This is a genomic window from Exilibacterium tricleocarpae, assembly GCF_007004655.1.
Classification (GTDB): Bacteria; Pseudomonadota; Gammaproteobacteria; order Pseudomonadales; family Cellvibrionaceae; genus Exilibacterium; species Exilibacterium tricleocarpae.
Genome location: NZ_ML660110.1, coordinates 37,584 through 52,570 on the forward strand (window position 1 = coordinate 37,584; position 14,987 = coordinate 52,570).

The window sequence follows — 14,987 nt, forward strand, 5'->3', positions numbered from 1 at the left end:
CCCAATAGCAGAGTGATCAGTGGTTAGGACAGTGTATGGCGGGTAACACCTTTGGCAAATTGTTTACTGTGACCAGCTTCGGCGAAAGTCACGGTGCGGCGCTCGGTTGTATCGTCGATGGCTGCCCGCCGGGGTTGCCCCTGGATGCCGCGGACCTGCAGGCGGACCTGGATCGGCGCAAGCCCGGCCAGTCCCGCTATACCACCCAACGCCGCGAGGCCGACCAGGTAAAGATCCTCTCCGGCGTCTTCGAGGGCAAGACCACCGGTACGCCAATCGGCCTGTTGATCGAAAACACCGACCAGCGCTCCAAAGATTACTCGGCCATCAAAGACCAGTTTCGCCCGGCCCATGCCGACTACACCTATATGCAGAAATACGGGGTGCGCGACTACCGCGGCGGTGGTCGGTCTTCCGCCCGCGAGACGGCGATGCGGGTCGCCGCCGGCGCCATTGCCAAGAAGTACCTGCACCGCCAGCTCGGTATTCAGGTGCGCGGTTATTTATCCCAGTTGGGTCCTATCGCCGTGGAGACGGTCGATTGGGACGAAGTGTCCAACAACCCTTTTTTCTGCCCCGATGCCGGCAAGGTCGCCGCCATGGAGGCGTTTATGAAAGACCTGAACAAACAGGGCGATTCCGTGGGCGCAAAAATTACCGTGGTTGCCAGCGGCATGCCCCCCGGTCTTGGCGAGCCGGTCTTCGATCGCCTCGATGCCGATATCGCCCATGCGCTGATGAGTATCAACGCGGTTAAAGGGGTGGAGATTGGCGCCGGCTTTGAGAGCGTGGCGCAATTGGGAACTCAGCACCGCGACGAGATAACGCCGCAGGGCTTCCTGTCCAATCACGCCGGCGGCGTGCTCGGGGGAATTTCCACCGGCCAGGATCTGGTGGCCAACCTCGCCTTGAAACCCACCTCGAGTTTGCGCATTCCCGGGCGCAGTGTCGATGTTCGCGGCCAGCCGGTGGAGGTGGTGACCACCGGGCGCCACGATCCCTGCGTCGGTATCAGGGCCACACCGATTGCCGAGGCCATGCTGGCGCTGGTGTTGATGGATCATGTGTTGCGCCAGCGCGGGCAAAACGCCGAGGTGCAGCACCAGGTGCCCGTGATTCCGCCCGAGGCCGGCACCTAGGCAGACGCAGCGCGCCCATTCCATGTCTGCCCTTCCGTACTGGCGGCTGTCGAGTTTTTACTTTTGCTACTTTGCCGTGGTCGGGACACTGGTTCCCTTTTGGGGCCTGTATCTGCAGGCGCAGGGGTTCAGTCCCCAGGCCATCGGCGGCATCGGCGCTGTGCTGATGGTGACCAAAGTCATCGCGCCCAATATCTGGGGCTGGTTGGCCGATCGCAGTGGCCGGCGCCTGGGTATTATTCGCTGGGGCGGTTTTTGCGCGTGCGTATGTTTTTTGGGCGTGTTTTTGCAGCCCGGTCTTGCCGGTATGCTGATGATCGTCACCGCCTACAGCTTTTTCTGGAATGCCGTGCTGGCGCAGTTCGAAGTGATCACGCTGGGTTATCTCGGTAAGCAGGCCCACCGCTACGGCCAGATTCGCCTGTGGGGGTCGGTCGGTTTTGTCGTGGTGGTGGCTGGGCTCGGCTGGCTATTCGATCACCTGTCAGTTAGTTACCTGCCGTTTTTTGTCCTCACTTTCCTGTTGCTGATTTGGATCTGCAGCCTCACCCTGGCGGAGCCGGCGCGCCCGGCAAGCACAGTGTCCGAGCGCGGCTTTTTACAGATTGTGAAACAGCCGCCGGTGTTGTGTTTTCTTCTGGCGGGTTTTTTTCTCCAGATCAGCCACGGCAGTTACTACACATTTTTCAGCCTCTACCTGGAAGAGTTTGGTTATCGCAGGGTCTCGATCGGTGGCCTGTGGGCGCTGGGGGTGATGGCCGAGATGGCGATATTTTTTGTTATGTACCGATTGATACCGCGCTTTGGTTTGCGCCGCCTGTTTCTGTTCAGTCTGGTGTTGGCGGCACTGCGCTGGTGGTTGGTGACGTATTTTGTAAACTCAGTTGCGCTATTGTTGTTCGCGCAAGTGTTGCACGCGTTTACCTTTGGTGTTGCCCATGCCGTTGCCATAGAATTGGTGAGAATTTTTTTTGGCGCGAAAAACCAAGGGCAGGGCCAGGCGTTATACAGTGCCACCAGTTTTGGCGCCGGTGGCGCGGTGGGTGCGGCGCTGAGCGGAACCCTTTGGGCCGTCAATCCACAACTGCCTTTTGTAATGAGTATTTTTGCAGCGCTGGTGGCCCTGCTTTTCGCATGGTTTGTGGTAATAACTGATAGTTAGCTGTTTTTCACTTTTTTACAAACGCGGCTATATACCGGAATTATTTCATAAACTCGCCTATCTACGAGACAAATTGCTTGATTACGCTGCCAACCCCTTTTATGCTCTTACTTAGGACTTTTAAGTCACTTCTGTGCGCAGGAGACCCGCTGCACTGATCACCTCTGCAAATTCTGCGAATTAAATTAACGTGTGGTTAAGTAAAAGATGAAGCTCATCTCGCTCATAGTTATCATGATGGCGGCTCTGCCCGCTTATGCCGCCAATCGCCAATGTCCACAGGTGGATTGTGATTGTGATGGTGTCGTTGGTGCGGAATGGCAAAAGGAATGTCGTAATCACGAGAAAGCCCTGATTAAGGCCTGTGTGGCCAACAAGGGTAAACCCACCAGCTACTGTCGCGTCCAGGGTTTGGATGCATTTCCCGTTGCGCTCAGCGTCAAACCGAAACGCCACCCCACAGTGGACGAGGCCGGTATCGAGGCATTGCAGGAGCAAATCAAATCCTTCGTCTGGTCTGTGGGACAAGACAGTCATGCCGCCGAGGTACTCGAGAAGCGCGGGGACTACGCCCAGGCATTGAGCCAGTACAAGTCCGAGGAGAAAACCCTCGGCAAAATCCATCAACTGCATCACCAGATTGCGCAGAGCTGGATCGCCCTGCAAAATCCGGAGGAAGCACTTGACTACTGGGAAGACGTCGCGAATTCCGGGCGTAAAAACGAGAAGGGCGGCCTCGCCGATATCAAGGCACTGTGGTCAATCTGGCAGTCCAATCGGGTCGCCAAAGACCAAAAACGCACGGTGCAGTTGCTGGCTATGCGCAGAATGCGCAATCTCGGTAACCAGATGGAGCGATTGGCAGATGCACACAGCCGATCCCAACAGATGGAGAAAGCGGCGGAATATTGGCAGCTTGCCGCTGATATGGCCGAACAACTGGCCGTGTGGAAGCAGCAGGTAAAAGATAAACCTGCCTTCGTGCGTTATTATCGCAATCAGGCTGCCGCTCGTTGGAACAAGGCTGCGCTTTTTTGGCGACAGACAGAGGCGGCCGAGGAACAGGCTGACTTTGCCCGTAACGAAGCTGAGCGAATTTTAAACGGAACGGAACAAAAGTCTATCGCCGATCTTTAGGGCGAGGGACTTTAGGGCGAGGGACTTTAGGGCGAGGGACTTTAGGGAAAGTAGCTTCAGGACGAGCAGGCAAGCAGTGAAAATCTGAAAAGAAAAACAAAGAAAGCCGGCATAGTGCCGGCTTTTTTCTGCCTTGCTTTGCGGTAATGACCGCTAGCAGCTGTTATGCATTAGAAATGCAGTGTTATAGCGGCATAGGGGCCGTCCAGTGTGATGTCCGCTTCCAGATCATCGAGATCGTCCAGCGACAAAGCCATGCGGCGGTAACCCAGCTCAAAACCTACATCGACAACCAGCGACTCATAAGCGTAGGCGACTTTGGCAGAGGCGTCCGACAGGGTGTTGCCGTCGTAGGTGATGATATTGGCGTCGGCACCTACCGAAAACCCGGTGAACGGTAAATCGAATTGCGCTTTGGCGTAAGCCATCGGCAGCACTGCATCGAGGTCCACGGTTTCGCTGCGGTCAGTGTTTTCACTGCGCACCGAGGCCTCGCCGTCGAAGGCGCGCAGGGTCATGCCGAGATCGAGAGTCACCCAGTTGTCGAGAATTTCATAATAAAGCACGACATCGGTATGACTCAGGTCCAGATCGGTAACCACGCTGTCGGTGGCGGTGAAAGTGACATCGTCGAGGGTGAAGTCGCGGGTCAGCGTGGCCGATGCCTCCGACTCGACGTTGGTGTTTTGCAGCTTGATATTCGGCAGCAGCGGCACCGGGTGCTCCAGGGCGACGTAGAAGAAGTTGTTGTCCTCGTCGTCCAGCCCCAATTCGTCCAGATCGATGCTGTCGACCCCGGTGTCACCCCCGTAATCGGCCTGCCAGATACCGACGCCTGCGTAGACACCTAGGATGGTGTCCGCCTGGGCGAGGGGAGCCAGTGCAGCCAGGCAAGTGGCGCTAACTATTTTCTTCATGCGGAGGTTCTCCAATCAGAGTAATAGGCGAGGTCTTAAGCGAGGCCGCTTGGCAGCTCCACCAAACCTGGAATTTTAAGCGACAATCTAAAGTAAATTCTCTAAAACAACTGTTAACCTTATCAACTCTAGACTATTTCCTGTGTCTGTTTTTCGAATTTAACGCCATTATGGGCGGGTGTTGCAACAGGATGCGGGTATTAAGTCTCTTTCAGCAGCCGCAAAAATGCGGTGGCCGCGTTGCTCAGGCTGCGCTCGCGATGGTAGATGCAGCCCAGTTGCCGGGTCAGCCCCGCCAGGTCCAGGGTGGTCAGTTGCCCGTCGATAATGGTGGTGGGCAGCACACTCCAGCCGAGTCCGATCGACACCATCATTTTGATGGTTTCCAGATAGTTGGTGGCCATACTCAGGCGCAGTGGCAACTGTTGCGCATCGAACAGACTTTTGACCAGTGCTGTTGTGTAGGTGGCCGCCTCGGGCAGGATGGCGGGGTAGCGACTGAGATCGGCCAGGGTGACGGCCTCGCACAAGCGCAGCGGGTGATCGGTGGCGCAAACGAAAGCCAGCGGATCAGACCAGATGGTATGGGACAACAGCGCCGATTCGGCGTCGGGCCCGAGGGTGACCACCGCCAGTTCGACCTGTCCCTGCAGCACGGCATCATAGGCTTTTTCCGAATCCAGGAAATCCAGGTCCAGTGTGACCGCCGGGTAGCGCCGGGCAAACCGGCGCAGTACGGCGGGCAGCCGGTGCAGGCCGATATGGTGGCTGGTGGCGAGATGCAGGCGACCGCTGACACTGCCGGCCAGATCGGCGATCAGGCGCCGGGTATCGGCCACCTCCCGCAGAATGTGCTGGGCCCGCGGCAGCAGTGCCCGCCCGGCTTCGGTCAGCGCTGTGCGGCGCCCGATCCGGTCGAACAGGCGGCAGCCCAACTGTTGTTCCAGAGCCGCAATACGCTTGCTGACCGCCGGTTGAGTCAGGTGCAGCTGCTGTGCTGCAGCGGAGAAGGAGGCCTGCTCCGCCACGGCTCGAAACGCCTTGAGGTTTTGAGTGTCCACGGTGCTCACTATAAGTATTCTCAAAAGGAATTAAAACTATAAAAAAGATGAATTTGTTTTATTCATTACCTCGGCATAGACTGGCGCTATTCACAAGACAGGGTGGTGAGCCATGACAGCAAAAACGCTTTACGACAAGCTTTGGGACGCCCATTTCGTCAAGGGTCGGGACGATGGCACGGCGTTACTCTATATCGACCGGCACATCATCCACGAAGTCACGTCGCCGCAAGCCTTTGAGGGTTTGCGACTGGCCGGGCGCCGGCCCTGGCGGGTGGACAGTGTGGTGGCCACGCCCGATCACAACGTGCCCACCACCAGCGCCGAGCGCGCCTCGGGTGTGGCCGGCATCGCCGATGCGGTATCGAAAATCCAGGTGCAGACCCTCGACGACAACTGCGAGGCGTTCGGCATCACTGAGTTTAAGATCAACGACAGCCGCCAGGGCATAGTCCATGTGGTGGGGCCGGAGACCGGCGCCTGCCTGCCGGGCATGACCATTGTCTGCGGCGATTCCCACACTTCCACCAACGGCGCCCTCGGTGCCTTGTCCCACGGTATCGGCACCAGTGAGGTGGAGCATGTGCTGGCGACCCAGTGCCTGGTAACCAAGAAGATGAAGAACATGCAGGTGCGGGTGGAGGGGCAATTGGGGCCCGGGGTAACCCCCAAAGATGTGATTCTGGCGGTTATCGGCGCCATTGGCACCGCCGGAGGCACCGGGCACGCTATTGAATTTGCCGGCCGGGTGTTTAGCGATATGTCGATGGAAGGGCGTATGACCGTGTGTAATATGGCGATTGAGGCCGGTGCCCGGGTCGGTATGGTCGCCTTCGATGACACTACGCTCGCTTATGTCAAAGGCCGACCTTACGCCCCCGCAGGCGACCTGTGGGAGCGGGCGGTGGCATCCTGGCGCGATCTTCACAGTGATCCCGGCGCGGTGTTCGACAAGGCGATCACGCTACAGGGCGAGGACATCAAGCCCCAGGTCAGTTGGGGTACCTCGCCGGAAATGGTGTTGCCGGTGGATGCGCAGATACCGGACCCGGAAAAACAATCCGATCCGGTCAAGCGAGAGGGCTATGCCCGGGCGCTCGAGTATATGGGGCTCAGCGCCGGGCAGGCCATTACCGATATCGGGGTCGACCGGGTGTTTATCGGCTCCTGTACCAATTCCCGTATTGAGGATTTGCGTGCCGCCGCCGAGGTGGTAAGAGGACGGCGCAAAGCCGCGACGGTGAAACAGGTGCTGGTGGTCCCGGGCTCGGGGCAGGTAAAAGCGCAGGCGGAGGCGGAAGGACTGGACCGGGTGTTCCTCGATGCCGATATGGAGTGGCGCGAACCCGGCTGCTCCATGTGCCTGGCCATGAATGCCGACAAACTGGGTGCCGGTGAGCACTGTGCTTCCACCTCGAACCGCAATTTTGAGGGGCGTCAGGGCTATGGCGGCCGCACTCACCTGGTGAGTCCGGCGATGGCGGCGGCAGCGGCCGTAGCGGGACATTTTGTCGATGTCCGCGATTTTGATTGATCTTTGATCCCCGGAGAGTCTCAACCCATGAAAGCATTTACCAAGATTACAGGGCTGGTCGCACCTATGGACCGGGCCAATGTCGATACCGATCTTATTATCCCGAAGCAGTTCCTGAAATCCATCAAACGCTCCGGTTTTGGTCCCAACCTGTTCGACGAGCTGCGCTACCTGGATGAGGGTTACCCCGGGCAGGACGCCAGCCAGCGGCCGGTGAACCCGGAGTTTCCTTTGAATTTCCCCCGCTATAAAGGCGCCTCTGTGCTGCTGACGCGCAAGAACTTCGGTTGCGGGTCGAGCCGCGAGCACGCCCCCTGGGCGCTGGACGATTACGGCTTCCGCTGTGTGATCGCGCCGAGTTTCGCCGATATCTTCCACAACAACTGCTTTAAAAACGGCCTCCTGCCCATTGCCTTGACGGCAGCTGAAGTGGATGAGCTGTTTCAGGCGCTCTACGCCGAGGAGGGCTACCAACTGTCGGTCGATCTGGCGGCGCAGACAGTCACCACACCGCAGGGCAAGCAGTACGCGTTTGAGGTGGACGCCTTTCGCAAGCATTGTCTGTTAAACGGTCTGGACGATATCGGTCTGACCCTGCAGGAGAGCGACGCGATTAAATCCTATGAAGAAAAACGCCGCCGGCAGGCCCCGTGGCTGTTTAATGCGGTATAATCGCCCGCTGATTGGCAAGCGGTAGAAAATCCGGCGGCGGTAACTTCTACCAAAAAGATAACCAGTTTATAAAAAGCGGTCGAGGCCATGGCGTCCTGTCCGTTTTTGTCGTTGTATTTTGTAGAGAATAAGCGTGGTTTGTAGAAAATATCTGTATTAGAAAATAACGATGAATAGAGAAAGCTGATTTAATTATTGGATGAATTTTAAATATTTTTTGCCAACCGATCCGGTCCTTGCCCGGCAACCAGGGGCGAGACACGCCGTCAACCCTTCCCTGGGGGCTCTGCTCGGCATCCATGCCTCACAAGGTCTCGACCCTGGTTACCGGGCAAGAACCTACCAAAGCGACGTTTAACACCCGGGGGCTGAGTATTTACTGATTGTTGCGTTGACCCTTATGGATTAAAGACAGTAGCGAAGCAGCCCTGTTCAGAGTAAACCTCCCCCAAACTGGAGCAACACATTGACCAAAAATATCCTTATCCTCCCGGGCGACGGCATAGGTCCGGAAATCGTGGCTGAAGCCCGCAAAGTCCTGGCGCGTGCCAATGAACTCTACGATCTGCAACTGGCCTTCAGCGAGGACCTGCTCGGCGGCAGCGCCATCGACGCGCACGGCGTGCCGCTGGCCGACGCCACCCTCGAACAGGCGCGCCGGTCCGACGCCATTTTGATGGGTGCCGTCGGTGGCCCGAAATGGGACAATCTCGAGCGCGCGATCCGCCCGGAGCGGGGCCTGCTGAAACTGCGTTCCGAACTGGATTTATTTGCCAATCTGCGCCCCGCGATTCTCTACCCGCAACTGGCCGCCGCCTCGACACTGAAACCGGAGGTGGTCGCCGGTCTGGATATATTGATCGTGCGGGAACTGACCGGTGGTATTTATTTTGGCGAGCCGCGCGGTATCCGTACCCTGGAGAACGGCGAGCGGGAAGGCTTTAACACCTATAGATACGCCGAGCACGAGATCGAGCGTATCGGCCGCAACGCTTTCGAAATGGCCCGCCAGCGCCAGGGCCGCCTGTGTTCGGTAGACAAGGCCAATGTGCTGGAAGCCACCATCCTCTGGCGCGAGGTGATGGACCGGCTGGCGCCGGAGTACCCCGATGTGACTCTCTCCCATATGTATGTCGACAACGCTGCCATGCAACTGGTGCGGGCGCCGAAACAGTTCGATGTGGTGGTCACCGGCAATATGTTTGGCGATATTTTATCCGATGCGGCCGCCATGTTGACCGGCTCCATCGGTATGCTGCCGTCGGCCTCGCTGGATAAAAACCGCCGCGGACTCTACGAGCCCTGCCACGGCTCCGCGCCGGATATTGCCGGCCAGGGTATTGCCAACCCACTGGCGACGATTCTTTCGGGGTCGATGATGCTGCGTTACTCCCTGGATATGGCCGCGGCGGCGGATCGTATCGAGCAGGCAGTCAGCGCGGTGCTGGACCGGGGGCTGCGCACAGGCGATATTTTCACCGATGGCTGTCGCCGGGTGTCCACGGCCGAGATGGGCGATGCGGTGGCGGCGGCGCTGGATAGTGTAGCGTGACAGGAATAGCACTTTCTTAAGCGTATTTGTATCAGTTTATCGATTGCCACCTTAGTTGCATCTATCCCGATTAAGTGTACTGAAGCTCGATTAAGCGTGCTGAAGGTAGGTTTGGCTCTGGCTGAAGCCTTCAGAAACTCTCGACAGCAGGGATGCTGTCGTGACCAAAAGTAGGCGCTTTAGGCGAGTTCCCAGGGACGGGTTCACAACGTGTTTCTGAAGGCTTCAGCCAGAGCCAGGCCGGTCAATTAGCACATATTTGCTTGAGGAAATGCCTCTTGGACGTGACAGCAGTTTAATTGCCGGTAAAATTGCTTGGCTTGGCTTGGCTTGGCTTGGCTTGGCTTGGCTTGGCTTGGCTTGGCGGCCGCGATCGTTCACAAACAGTAGTTATTGAAAGAAATAGGCAATAGTTAAAAAGAGGGCAGGGTCATGCGGGTAGGGTTTGTCGGCTGGCGCGGTATGGTGGGCTCGGTATTGATGGAGCGTATGCTGGCGGAAAATGATTTTGCGGATATTGAGCCGTGCTTCTTCAGCACCTCCAATGTCGGCGGCGAGGGTCCGGCGATCGGGAAACCGATCGAGGCGCTGCAAGATGCCCGCGACATCGAGTCGCTGTTGCCGCTGCAGGCCATTGTCTCCTGCCAGGGCGGCGACTACACCAAAGCGGTATTTCCGGCGCTGCGCAAGGCCGGTTGGCAGGGGTATTGGATCGATGCCGCCTCGACCCTGCGCATGGATGACAGCGCCCTGATCGTGCTCGATCCGGTGAATCTGCCGGTTATCCGGGACGGTATCGCCAGGGGCATCAAGAATTTTATCGGCGGCAATTGCACGGTCAGTTTGATGTTGATGGGCATCGGCGGCCTGTTGCGCGAGCAGTTGGTCGAGTGGGTGTCGGCCATGACCTACCAGGCCGCCAGTGGTGCCGGCGCCCAGAATATGCGTGAGCTGCTGCAGCAGATGGGGGCGATACACGGGGCGGTAACCGATCGCTTGAGTGATCCCGCCGCGGCCATTCTCGATATCGACCGCGATGTTGCCGCGGCGTTGCGTAGTGACGCCTTGCCGCAGGCCCGCTTTGGCGCGCCTCTGGCCGGCAGCTTGTTACCTTACATTGATAGCCAATTGGACAACGGCCAGAGTCGGGAAGAGTGGAAGGGGCAGGTAGAGACCAACAAGATACTCGGTGCCGGCCAGCCGCTGCCGGTCGACGGTATCTGTGTGCGGGTCGGTGCCATGCGCTGCCACAGTCAGGCGTTGACGATTAAACTGAACCGCGATGTGCCGCTGGACGATATCCACTCGCTGCTGGCGGAAGCCAACCCCTGGGCCAAAGTCATCCCCAACACCCGCGCCGACAGCCTTGCCGAACTGACCCCGGCGGCGGTGACCGGCACACTCGAGGTACCGGTGGGGCGCCTGCGTAAAATGGCTATGGGCGGCGAGTACCTGTCGGCTTTCACCGTGGGTGATCAACTGCTGTGGGGCGCGGCCGAACCCCTGCGGCGTATGCTGCGGATATTGATTGAAGAAGCCTGAGCGGCGGGAGCAGATTATGGATAAGCGCTACGATATCGCTTTAGTGGGGGCTACCGGCGTGGTGGGAGAAACCCTGCTGGAAATCCTGCACCAGCGGCAGTTTCCGGTGGGCACGCTGTATCCGCTGGCCAGCGAACGTTCAGCCGGCGGCAGTGTCATGTTTGGCGGCAAGGCCCACCGGGTACAAAACCTGGCGGATTTTGATTTTTCCCAGGCGCAGATCGGCCTGTTCTCCGCCGGCGCCGGTGTCTCTGCCGAGTATGCGCCGCGAGCGGCGGCGGCCGGCTGTGTCGTGGTGGATAATACCTCCCAGTTTCGCTATGACGACGATATTCCCCTGGTGGTACCGGAAGTCAACGCCGCCGCCCTGTCCGCCTACCGCGAGCGCGGCATTATCGCCAACCCGAATTGTTCTACTATTCAGATGGTGGTGGCGCTAAAGCCGATTTACGATGCCGTCGGTATCGAGCGGATTAACGTCAGCACCTACCAGGCTGTCTCCGGTGCCGGCAAAACCGCTATCGAAGAGCTGGCGGGACAGACGGCTAAGTTGCTCAATGGCCAAGAAGTCGAGCGCAAGGTCTTTTCCAAACAGATTGCGTTTAACTGCATACCTCATATCGATGCGTTTCAGGACAACGGTTACACCCGCGAAGAAATGAAAATGGTGTGGGAAACGCAGAAGATACTCGGCGATTCGCAAGTGAGGGTCAATCCGACTTGCGTGCGCATCCCCGTGTTCTTCGGCCACGCGGAAGCGGTGCATATCGAGACCGGCGATCCGCTCAGCGCCGCCGCTGCCCGTGAACTGCTGCGTGCCGCCCCCGGCGTGGTGGTGATGGATGAGGCCAAAGACGGCGGTTATCCCGCGCCGGTAGAAGATGCGGTCGGACAGGACGGGGTGTTTGTCGGCCGGATTCGGGAGGATATTTCCCACGGTCGTGGCATGAATTTGTGGATTGTGTCAGACAATGTGAGAAAAGGCGCCGCATTGAATAGTGTACAAGTGGCTGAAGAGTTGATAAAAACCTATTTATAATGAATACTTACGGCCATAAGTGAATATATATTCGAGGTTTGGGGCCTAATTCTTGATGTATCAGCCTCCAAGTTGGTTTTCCGGCGGCGACTCTGGTCAGTCGGGCGGCGGGAAACGGGTAGGGATAGTAATCAATTTTGGTAGCCGAAAATTAGTTCCTCAGTAGACATCCCGGGTCCAGGTGCCAGCCACAACCTGCTGATAAAAACAGCAGCCTGTGTGGGTGGCGCGAAGGGGGGCGAGGAGATAATAAAAGGATCATCCTATGTGTGTTCGTAAGCTGGCTTTGGCAGTGGGGTTGGTAGGTGCGCTCGGGGCCCAGATGGCCGCGGCGCTCGGTTTGGGCGAAATCAAGCTCAATTCGACGCTGAACCAGCCTCTCAATGCCGAAATCAAGTTACTGCAAGTCAGAAACCTGACCGAGGAAGAAATCCTGGTGAGCCTGGCCGAGCGGGAGGATTTCGACCGCGCCGGTGTCGAGAGGACATTTTTTCTATCCGACCTGCGTTTCAAAGTCGTGCTCAACCATCCCTCGGGCCCCATCGTTCGGGTGACGACCCGCAAGCCGGTGCGCGAACCCTATCTGAACTTCTTGCTGGAAACCCAGTGGCCCACCGGCCGCTTGCTGCGCGAATATACCGTATTGATGGACCTGCCGGTATTTGCCGATGAGCCGGCCGCGCCGGTGCGGGGTGCGGCCCCACGTCAGCCCGAGCGACCCGCCGCGGCGCCTTCCCAGCCACAACCCGAAGCGCAAACGCCGCCGGTGCGGCGCACTGTGCAGCCTGCACCGGCCCCCCGATCCCAGCCCGGACGCGTAACGCCCAGTCGCAGTGTCGATGTCTACGGACCGGTGGCCCGCAATGATACGCTGTGGGAAATTGCCCTGCGGGTGCGCCCGGATCGCAGTGTCTCGGTGCAGCAGACTATGCTGGCGCTGCAGCGTATGAATCCGGGGGCGTTTATCAATAACAATATCAACCTGCTGCGCAGCGGACAGGTGCTGCGGGTGCCGAGTCTGGAAGAGATTTACTCCATGTCCACCCGGCAGGCGGTAGCGGAGGTGGCCCAACAGAATGCACAGTGGTCCGAAGGCGCCACCGGCGGCGGCGAAGTCACAGGTGCGCCGTTACAGGCCGGCCGTACCAGCTCATCTGCGGCTCCCGCGCAAACTACCGGCCGCGGGCGGGTCAGCCTGGGAGCGCCGGGCGATGCCGAAGGTGCTGACAGCGGCAGGGGTTCCGGCGCCGTGGACGGCGATACAGAGGCGTTGCAAAACGAGCTCGCCATCACCCTCGAAGAACTGGACAAAACCCAGCGCGACAACACTGAACTCACCTCTCGCATCACTGAACTGGAAGCGCAGATCGAGACCATGGAGCGCCTGGTGGACGTCAGCCAGCAGGAGCTGCGTGCCCTGCAGTTGGCCAGTCAGCAGCGGGCCGAAGCCGAAGCGACAGATGCCGCTGAGCCGGGCGAAACGGTACTGACCCCCGCTGAAGGCATCCTTGAAGAGCCCGCTGAGACCGGTGCGCAGGCACCGGCTGCTACACAGACGACAACACCCGAGCCGGCCGCCCAGGCGACTCCGGTAGAACCCAAGCCGGCGGTGGACCCGAAGAAAGTCGTGCGATCGCCGCAGCCGCCGCCGAAGACCTTCGTCGATATCCTGATGGACAATATCATCTGGGTGGGTGCGGGTCTGGCAGCCATTATCATCGGTGCTTTCCTGGCACTGCGCCGGCGTGCCGACGCAAATGCCGAAGACGGGGATATTGACGAGTTCGACCAATTCGACGATCAGGTTTTTGCCGGCGCTGATGAGCCGCTGCCCGAACCGGTGCAGGAACCCGAGGAGCTGGCCGTCGAGGATGTGGCGGAAGCTTATGACGAGCCCGAGCCCACCGAGATTGTCGCACCGGATGACGAGCCGGTAGAGGCCGAGACCAGCGATGTGGTGGGCGAGGCCGATATTTATATTGCCTATGGCAAATTCGATCAGGCCGAGGATATGTTGCGCAAGGTGCTGGTGGACAACCCCGCCCGCACTGATGTCAGGACCAAACTGCTGGAAGTGTTCTCCGAATCCAACCAGCTGCAGAAGTTTGACCAGGAGTACGCCCAGCTACTCACCTATGATGATGCCGCAGCCAATGCACGCGCCGTCGAGCTGCGTAACCAGATTCCGGACGCCGGCGAGTTCAATCCCAATGCGGCGGCCGAGGCACTGGTGGAAGGGGACGATGGCGAGCTGAGCCTGGAGCTGGATCTCGACGACCAGAGCACCGGTGGCGAGACCGCCGACTTTGACGATATCGATCTGGACCTGGACCTGGATACCGATCTCGAGTCCGATAGCCAACTCGATGCCGGCCTGAGCCTCGAGGATGAAACTGCCGACCTGGCCGCCGCGGACGACGGCTTCGACCTGGAGCTGGACCTCAGCGAGGGCACCGACGGCGACGACGCGCTTGCCGGCAGCCTCGAAGACGACAGCACCACCCTGGAACTGGACGATGACCTCGGCGATGCCGATCTGGATCTGGAGCTGGACACCGGCGAATTGAATACCGATCTGGCCGCTGATCTCGATAACCTCGACAACGCCGACCTGGACCTGACCCTGGATGACCTGGCAGAGGACAGTGCCACCGCTGCCGATGACGTAAGCGAAGACCTTGAGCTGGCACTGCCGGAAGCGCAGGACGTTGCAGCGACCGCCGGCGATGACAACCTGGATGATTTCGCCGACGAGTTTGGCGATTCTCTCGATGACGCCCTCGACAGCGACGACTTCGACCTTGACGGTCTGGACGATGTCGATATGGCGGCCCTCGATCAGGAGGTCGACGCCCTGGCAGCCGGCCTCGAGGACGATGATGATATCAAGCCCGGTATCCCCGAGCCGGTCACCGAGTTTGAAGAGCCGGCCGCCGCGGCGCCGGAGCCGGCTTCGCCGGCCGCCAACGACGCCGAGGAGGAAGTCTTTGGCGCAGCGCTGTCCGCCGTGGCCGACAACGGCGGCGACAGTGTCGACCTGGCCGATGAGAATGCCGAACTGGATTTTCTCGCCGATACCGACGAGGCCGCCACCAAGCTGGACCTGGCGCGAGCGTATATCGATATGGGCGATAAGGACGGCGCCAAGGATATCCTCGACGAGGTCGCGGAGGAGGGCAACGATCAACAGCGCCAGGAAGCGCAGGAATTGTTGTCGCGGATGTAAGGCATC

The 14,987-nt window shown here is 59.0% G+C and carries 11 protein-coding genes; 9 read left to right on the forward strand and 2 right to left on the reverse strand.

Translation table 11 applies throughout. The annotated features are described in order from the left end of the window. Positions 1 to 35: 35 nt before the first annotated feature. From aroC to FKG94_RS25275, 3 genes are all read left to right on the forward strand, one after another. Positions 36 to 1,139, forward strand: coding sequence for a chorismate synthase (aroC, locus tag FKG94_RS25265; RefSeq protein WP_142929737.1), 1,104 nt, complete (start codon positions 36 to 38; stop codon positions 1,137 to 1,139). 22 nt (positions 1,140 to 1,161) lie between these two features. Further along, positions 1,162 to 2,301, forward strand: a complete 1,140-nt coding sequence (locus tag FKG94_RS25270) for an MFS transporter (RefSeq protein ID WP_142929738.1) — start codon at positions 1,162 to 1,164, stop codon at positions 2,299 to 2,301. Positions 2,302 to 2,508: 207 nt separating this feature from the next. Beyond that, positions 2,509 to 3,438 (forward strand): hypothetical protein, encoded by a 930-nt coding sequence (locus tag FKG94_RS25275; RefSeq protein WP_142929739.1) that lies wholly within the window; start codon positions 2,509 to 2,511, stop codon positions 3,436 to 3,438. 170 nt (positions 3,439 to 3,608) lie between these two features. Here the strand turns inward: FKG94_RS25275 and FKG94_RS25280 are convergent, their stop codons facing one another. Continuing rightward, entirely contained in the window at positions 3,609 to 4,355 is a 747-nt protein-coding gene (locus tag FKG94_RS25280) for a TIGR04219 family outer membrane beta-barrel protein (protein ID WP_142929740.1), read from the reverse strand. 200 nt (positions 4,356 to 4,555) lie between these two features. Continuing rightward, complete coding sequence (locus FKG94_RS25285; RefSeq protein ID WP_142929741.1) at positions 4,556 to 5,416, reverse strand: LysR family transcriptional regulator; 861 nt, start codon at positions 5,414 to 5,416, stop codon at positions 4,556 to 4,558. 112 nt (positions 5,417 to 5,528) lie between these two features. On the opposite strand from FKG94_RS25285, the gene leuC reads away from it, so the two are divergent. The 6 genes from leuC to FKG94_RS25315 all read left to right on the forward strand — a co-directional run bounded on the left by leuC (position 5,529) and on the right by FKG94_RS25315 (position 14,981). Further along, positions 5,529 to 6,950, forward strand: a complete 1,422-nt coding sequence (gene leuC / locus FKG94_RS25290; RefSeq protein WP_142929742.1) for a 3-isopropylmalate dehydratase large subunit — start codon at positions 5,529 to 5,531, stop codon at positions 6,948 to 6,950. Positions 6,951 to 6,977: 27 nt separating this feature from the next. Beyond that, positions 6,978 to 7,622: a 3-isopropylmalate dehydratase small subunit gene (gene leuD, locus FKG94_RS25295; RefSeq protein ID WP_142929743.1), complete on the forward strand. Its 645-nt coding sequence runs from the start codon at positions 6,978 to 6,980 to the stop codon at positions 7,620 to 7,622. Positions 7,623 to 8,088: 466 nt separating this feature from the next. Beyond that, entirely contained in the window at positions 8,089 to 9,174 is a 1,086-nt protein-coding gene (gene leuB, locus FKG94_RS25300; protein WP_142929744.1) for a 3-isopropylmalate dehydrogenase, read from the forward strand. A gap of 432 nt (positions 9,175 to 9,606) precedes the next feature. Further along, positions 9,607 to 10,716 (forward strand): aspartate-semialdehyde dehydrogenase, encoded by a 1,110-nt coding sequence (gene asd, locus FKG94_RS25305; protein ID WP_142929745.1) that lies wholly within the window; start codon positions 9,607 to 9,609, stop codon positions 10,714 to 10,716. Continuing rightward, positions 10,703 to 11,755 carry an aspartate-semialdehyde dehydrogenase gene (locus tag FKG94_RS25310; RefSeq protein ID WP_425460069.1) on the forward strand — a complete coding sequence of 351 codons (1,053 nt, stop codon included), beginning with the start codon at positions 10,703 to 10,705 and terminating at the stop codon, positions 11,753 to 11,755. Before asd ends, FKG94_RS25310 begins: the two co-directional genes overlap by 14 nt. Positions 11,756 to 12,020: 265 nt before the next feature. Beyond that, entirely contained in the window at positions 12,021 to 14,981 is a 2,961-nt protein-coding gene (locus FKG94_RS25315; RefSeq protein WP_142929747.1) for a motility hub landmark protein FimV, read from the forward strand. Positions 14,982 to 14,987 lie beyond the last annotated feature (6 nt).

Excerpts from the sequence above, each read along its gene's own strand:
- aroC (WP_142929737.1), top strand. The coding sequence starts at position 36 with ATGGCGGGTAACACCTTTGGCAAATTGTTTACTGTGACCAGCTTCGGC.
- FKG94_RS25270 (WP_142929738.1), top strand. The coding sequence starts at position 1,162 with ATGTCTGCCCTTCCGTACTGGCGGCTGTCGAGTTTTTACTTTTGCTAC.
- FKG94_RS25275 (WP_142929739.1), top strand. The coding sequence starts at position 2,509 with ATGAAGCTCATCTCGCTCATAGTTATCATGATGGCGGCTCTGCCCGCT.
- FKG94_RS25280 (WP_142929740.1), bottom strand. The coding sequence starts at position 4,355 with ATGAAGAAAATAGTTAGCGCCACTTGCCTGGCTGCACTGGCTCCCCTC.
- leuC (WP_142929742.1), top strand. The coding sequence starts at position 5,529 with ATGACAGCAAAAACGCTTTACGACAAGCTTTGGGACGCCCATTTCGTC.
- leuD (WP_142929743.1), top strand. The coding sequence starts at position 6,978 with ATGAAAGCATTTACCAAGATTACAGGGCTGGTCGCACCTATGGACCGG.
- asd (WP_142929745.1), top strand. The coding sequence starts at position 9,607 with ATGCGGGTAGGGTTTGTCGGCTGGCGCGGTATGGTGGGCTCGGTATTG.
- FKG94_RS25315 (WP_142929747.1), top strand. The coding sequence starts at position 12,021 with ATGTGTGTTCGTAAGCTGGCTTTGGCAGTGGGGTTGGTAGGTGCGCTC.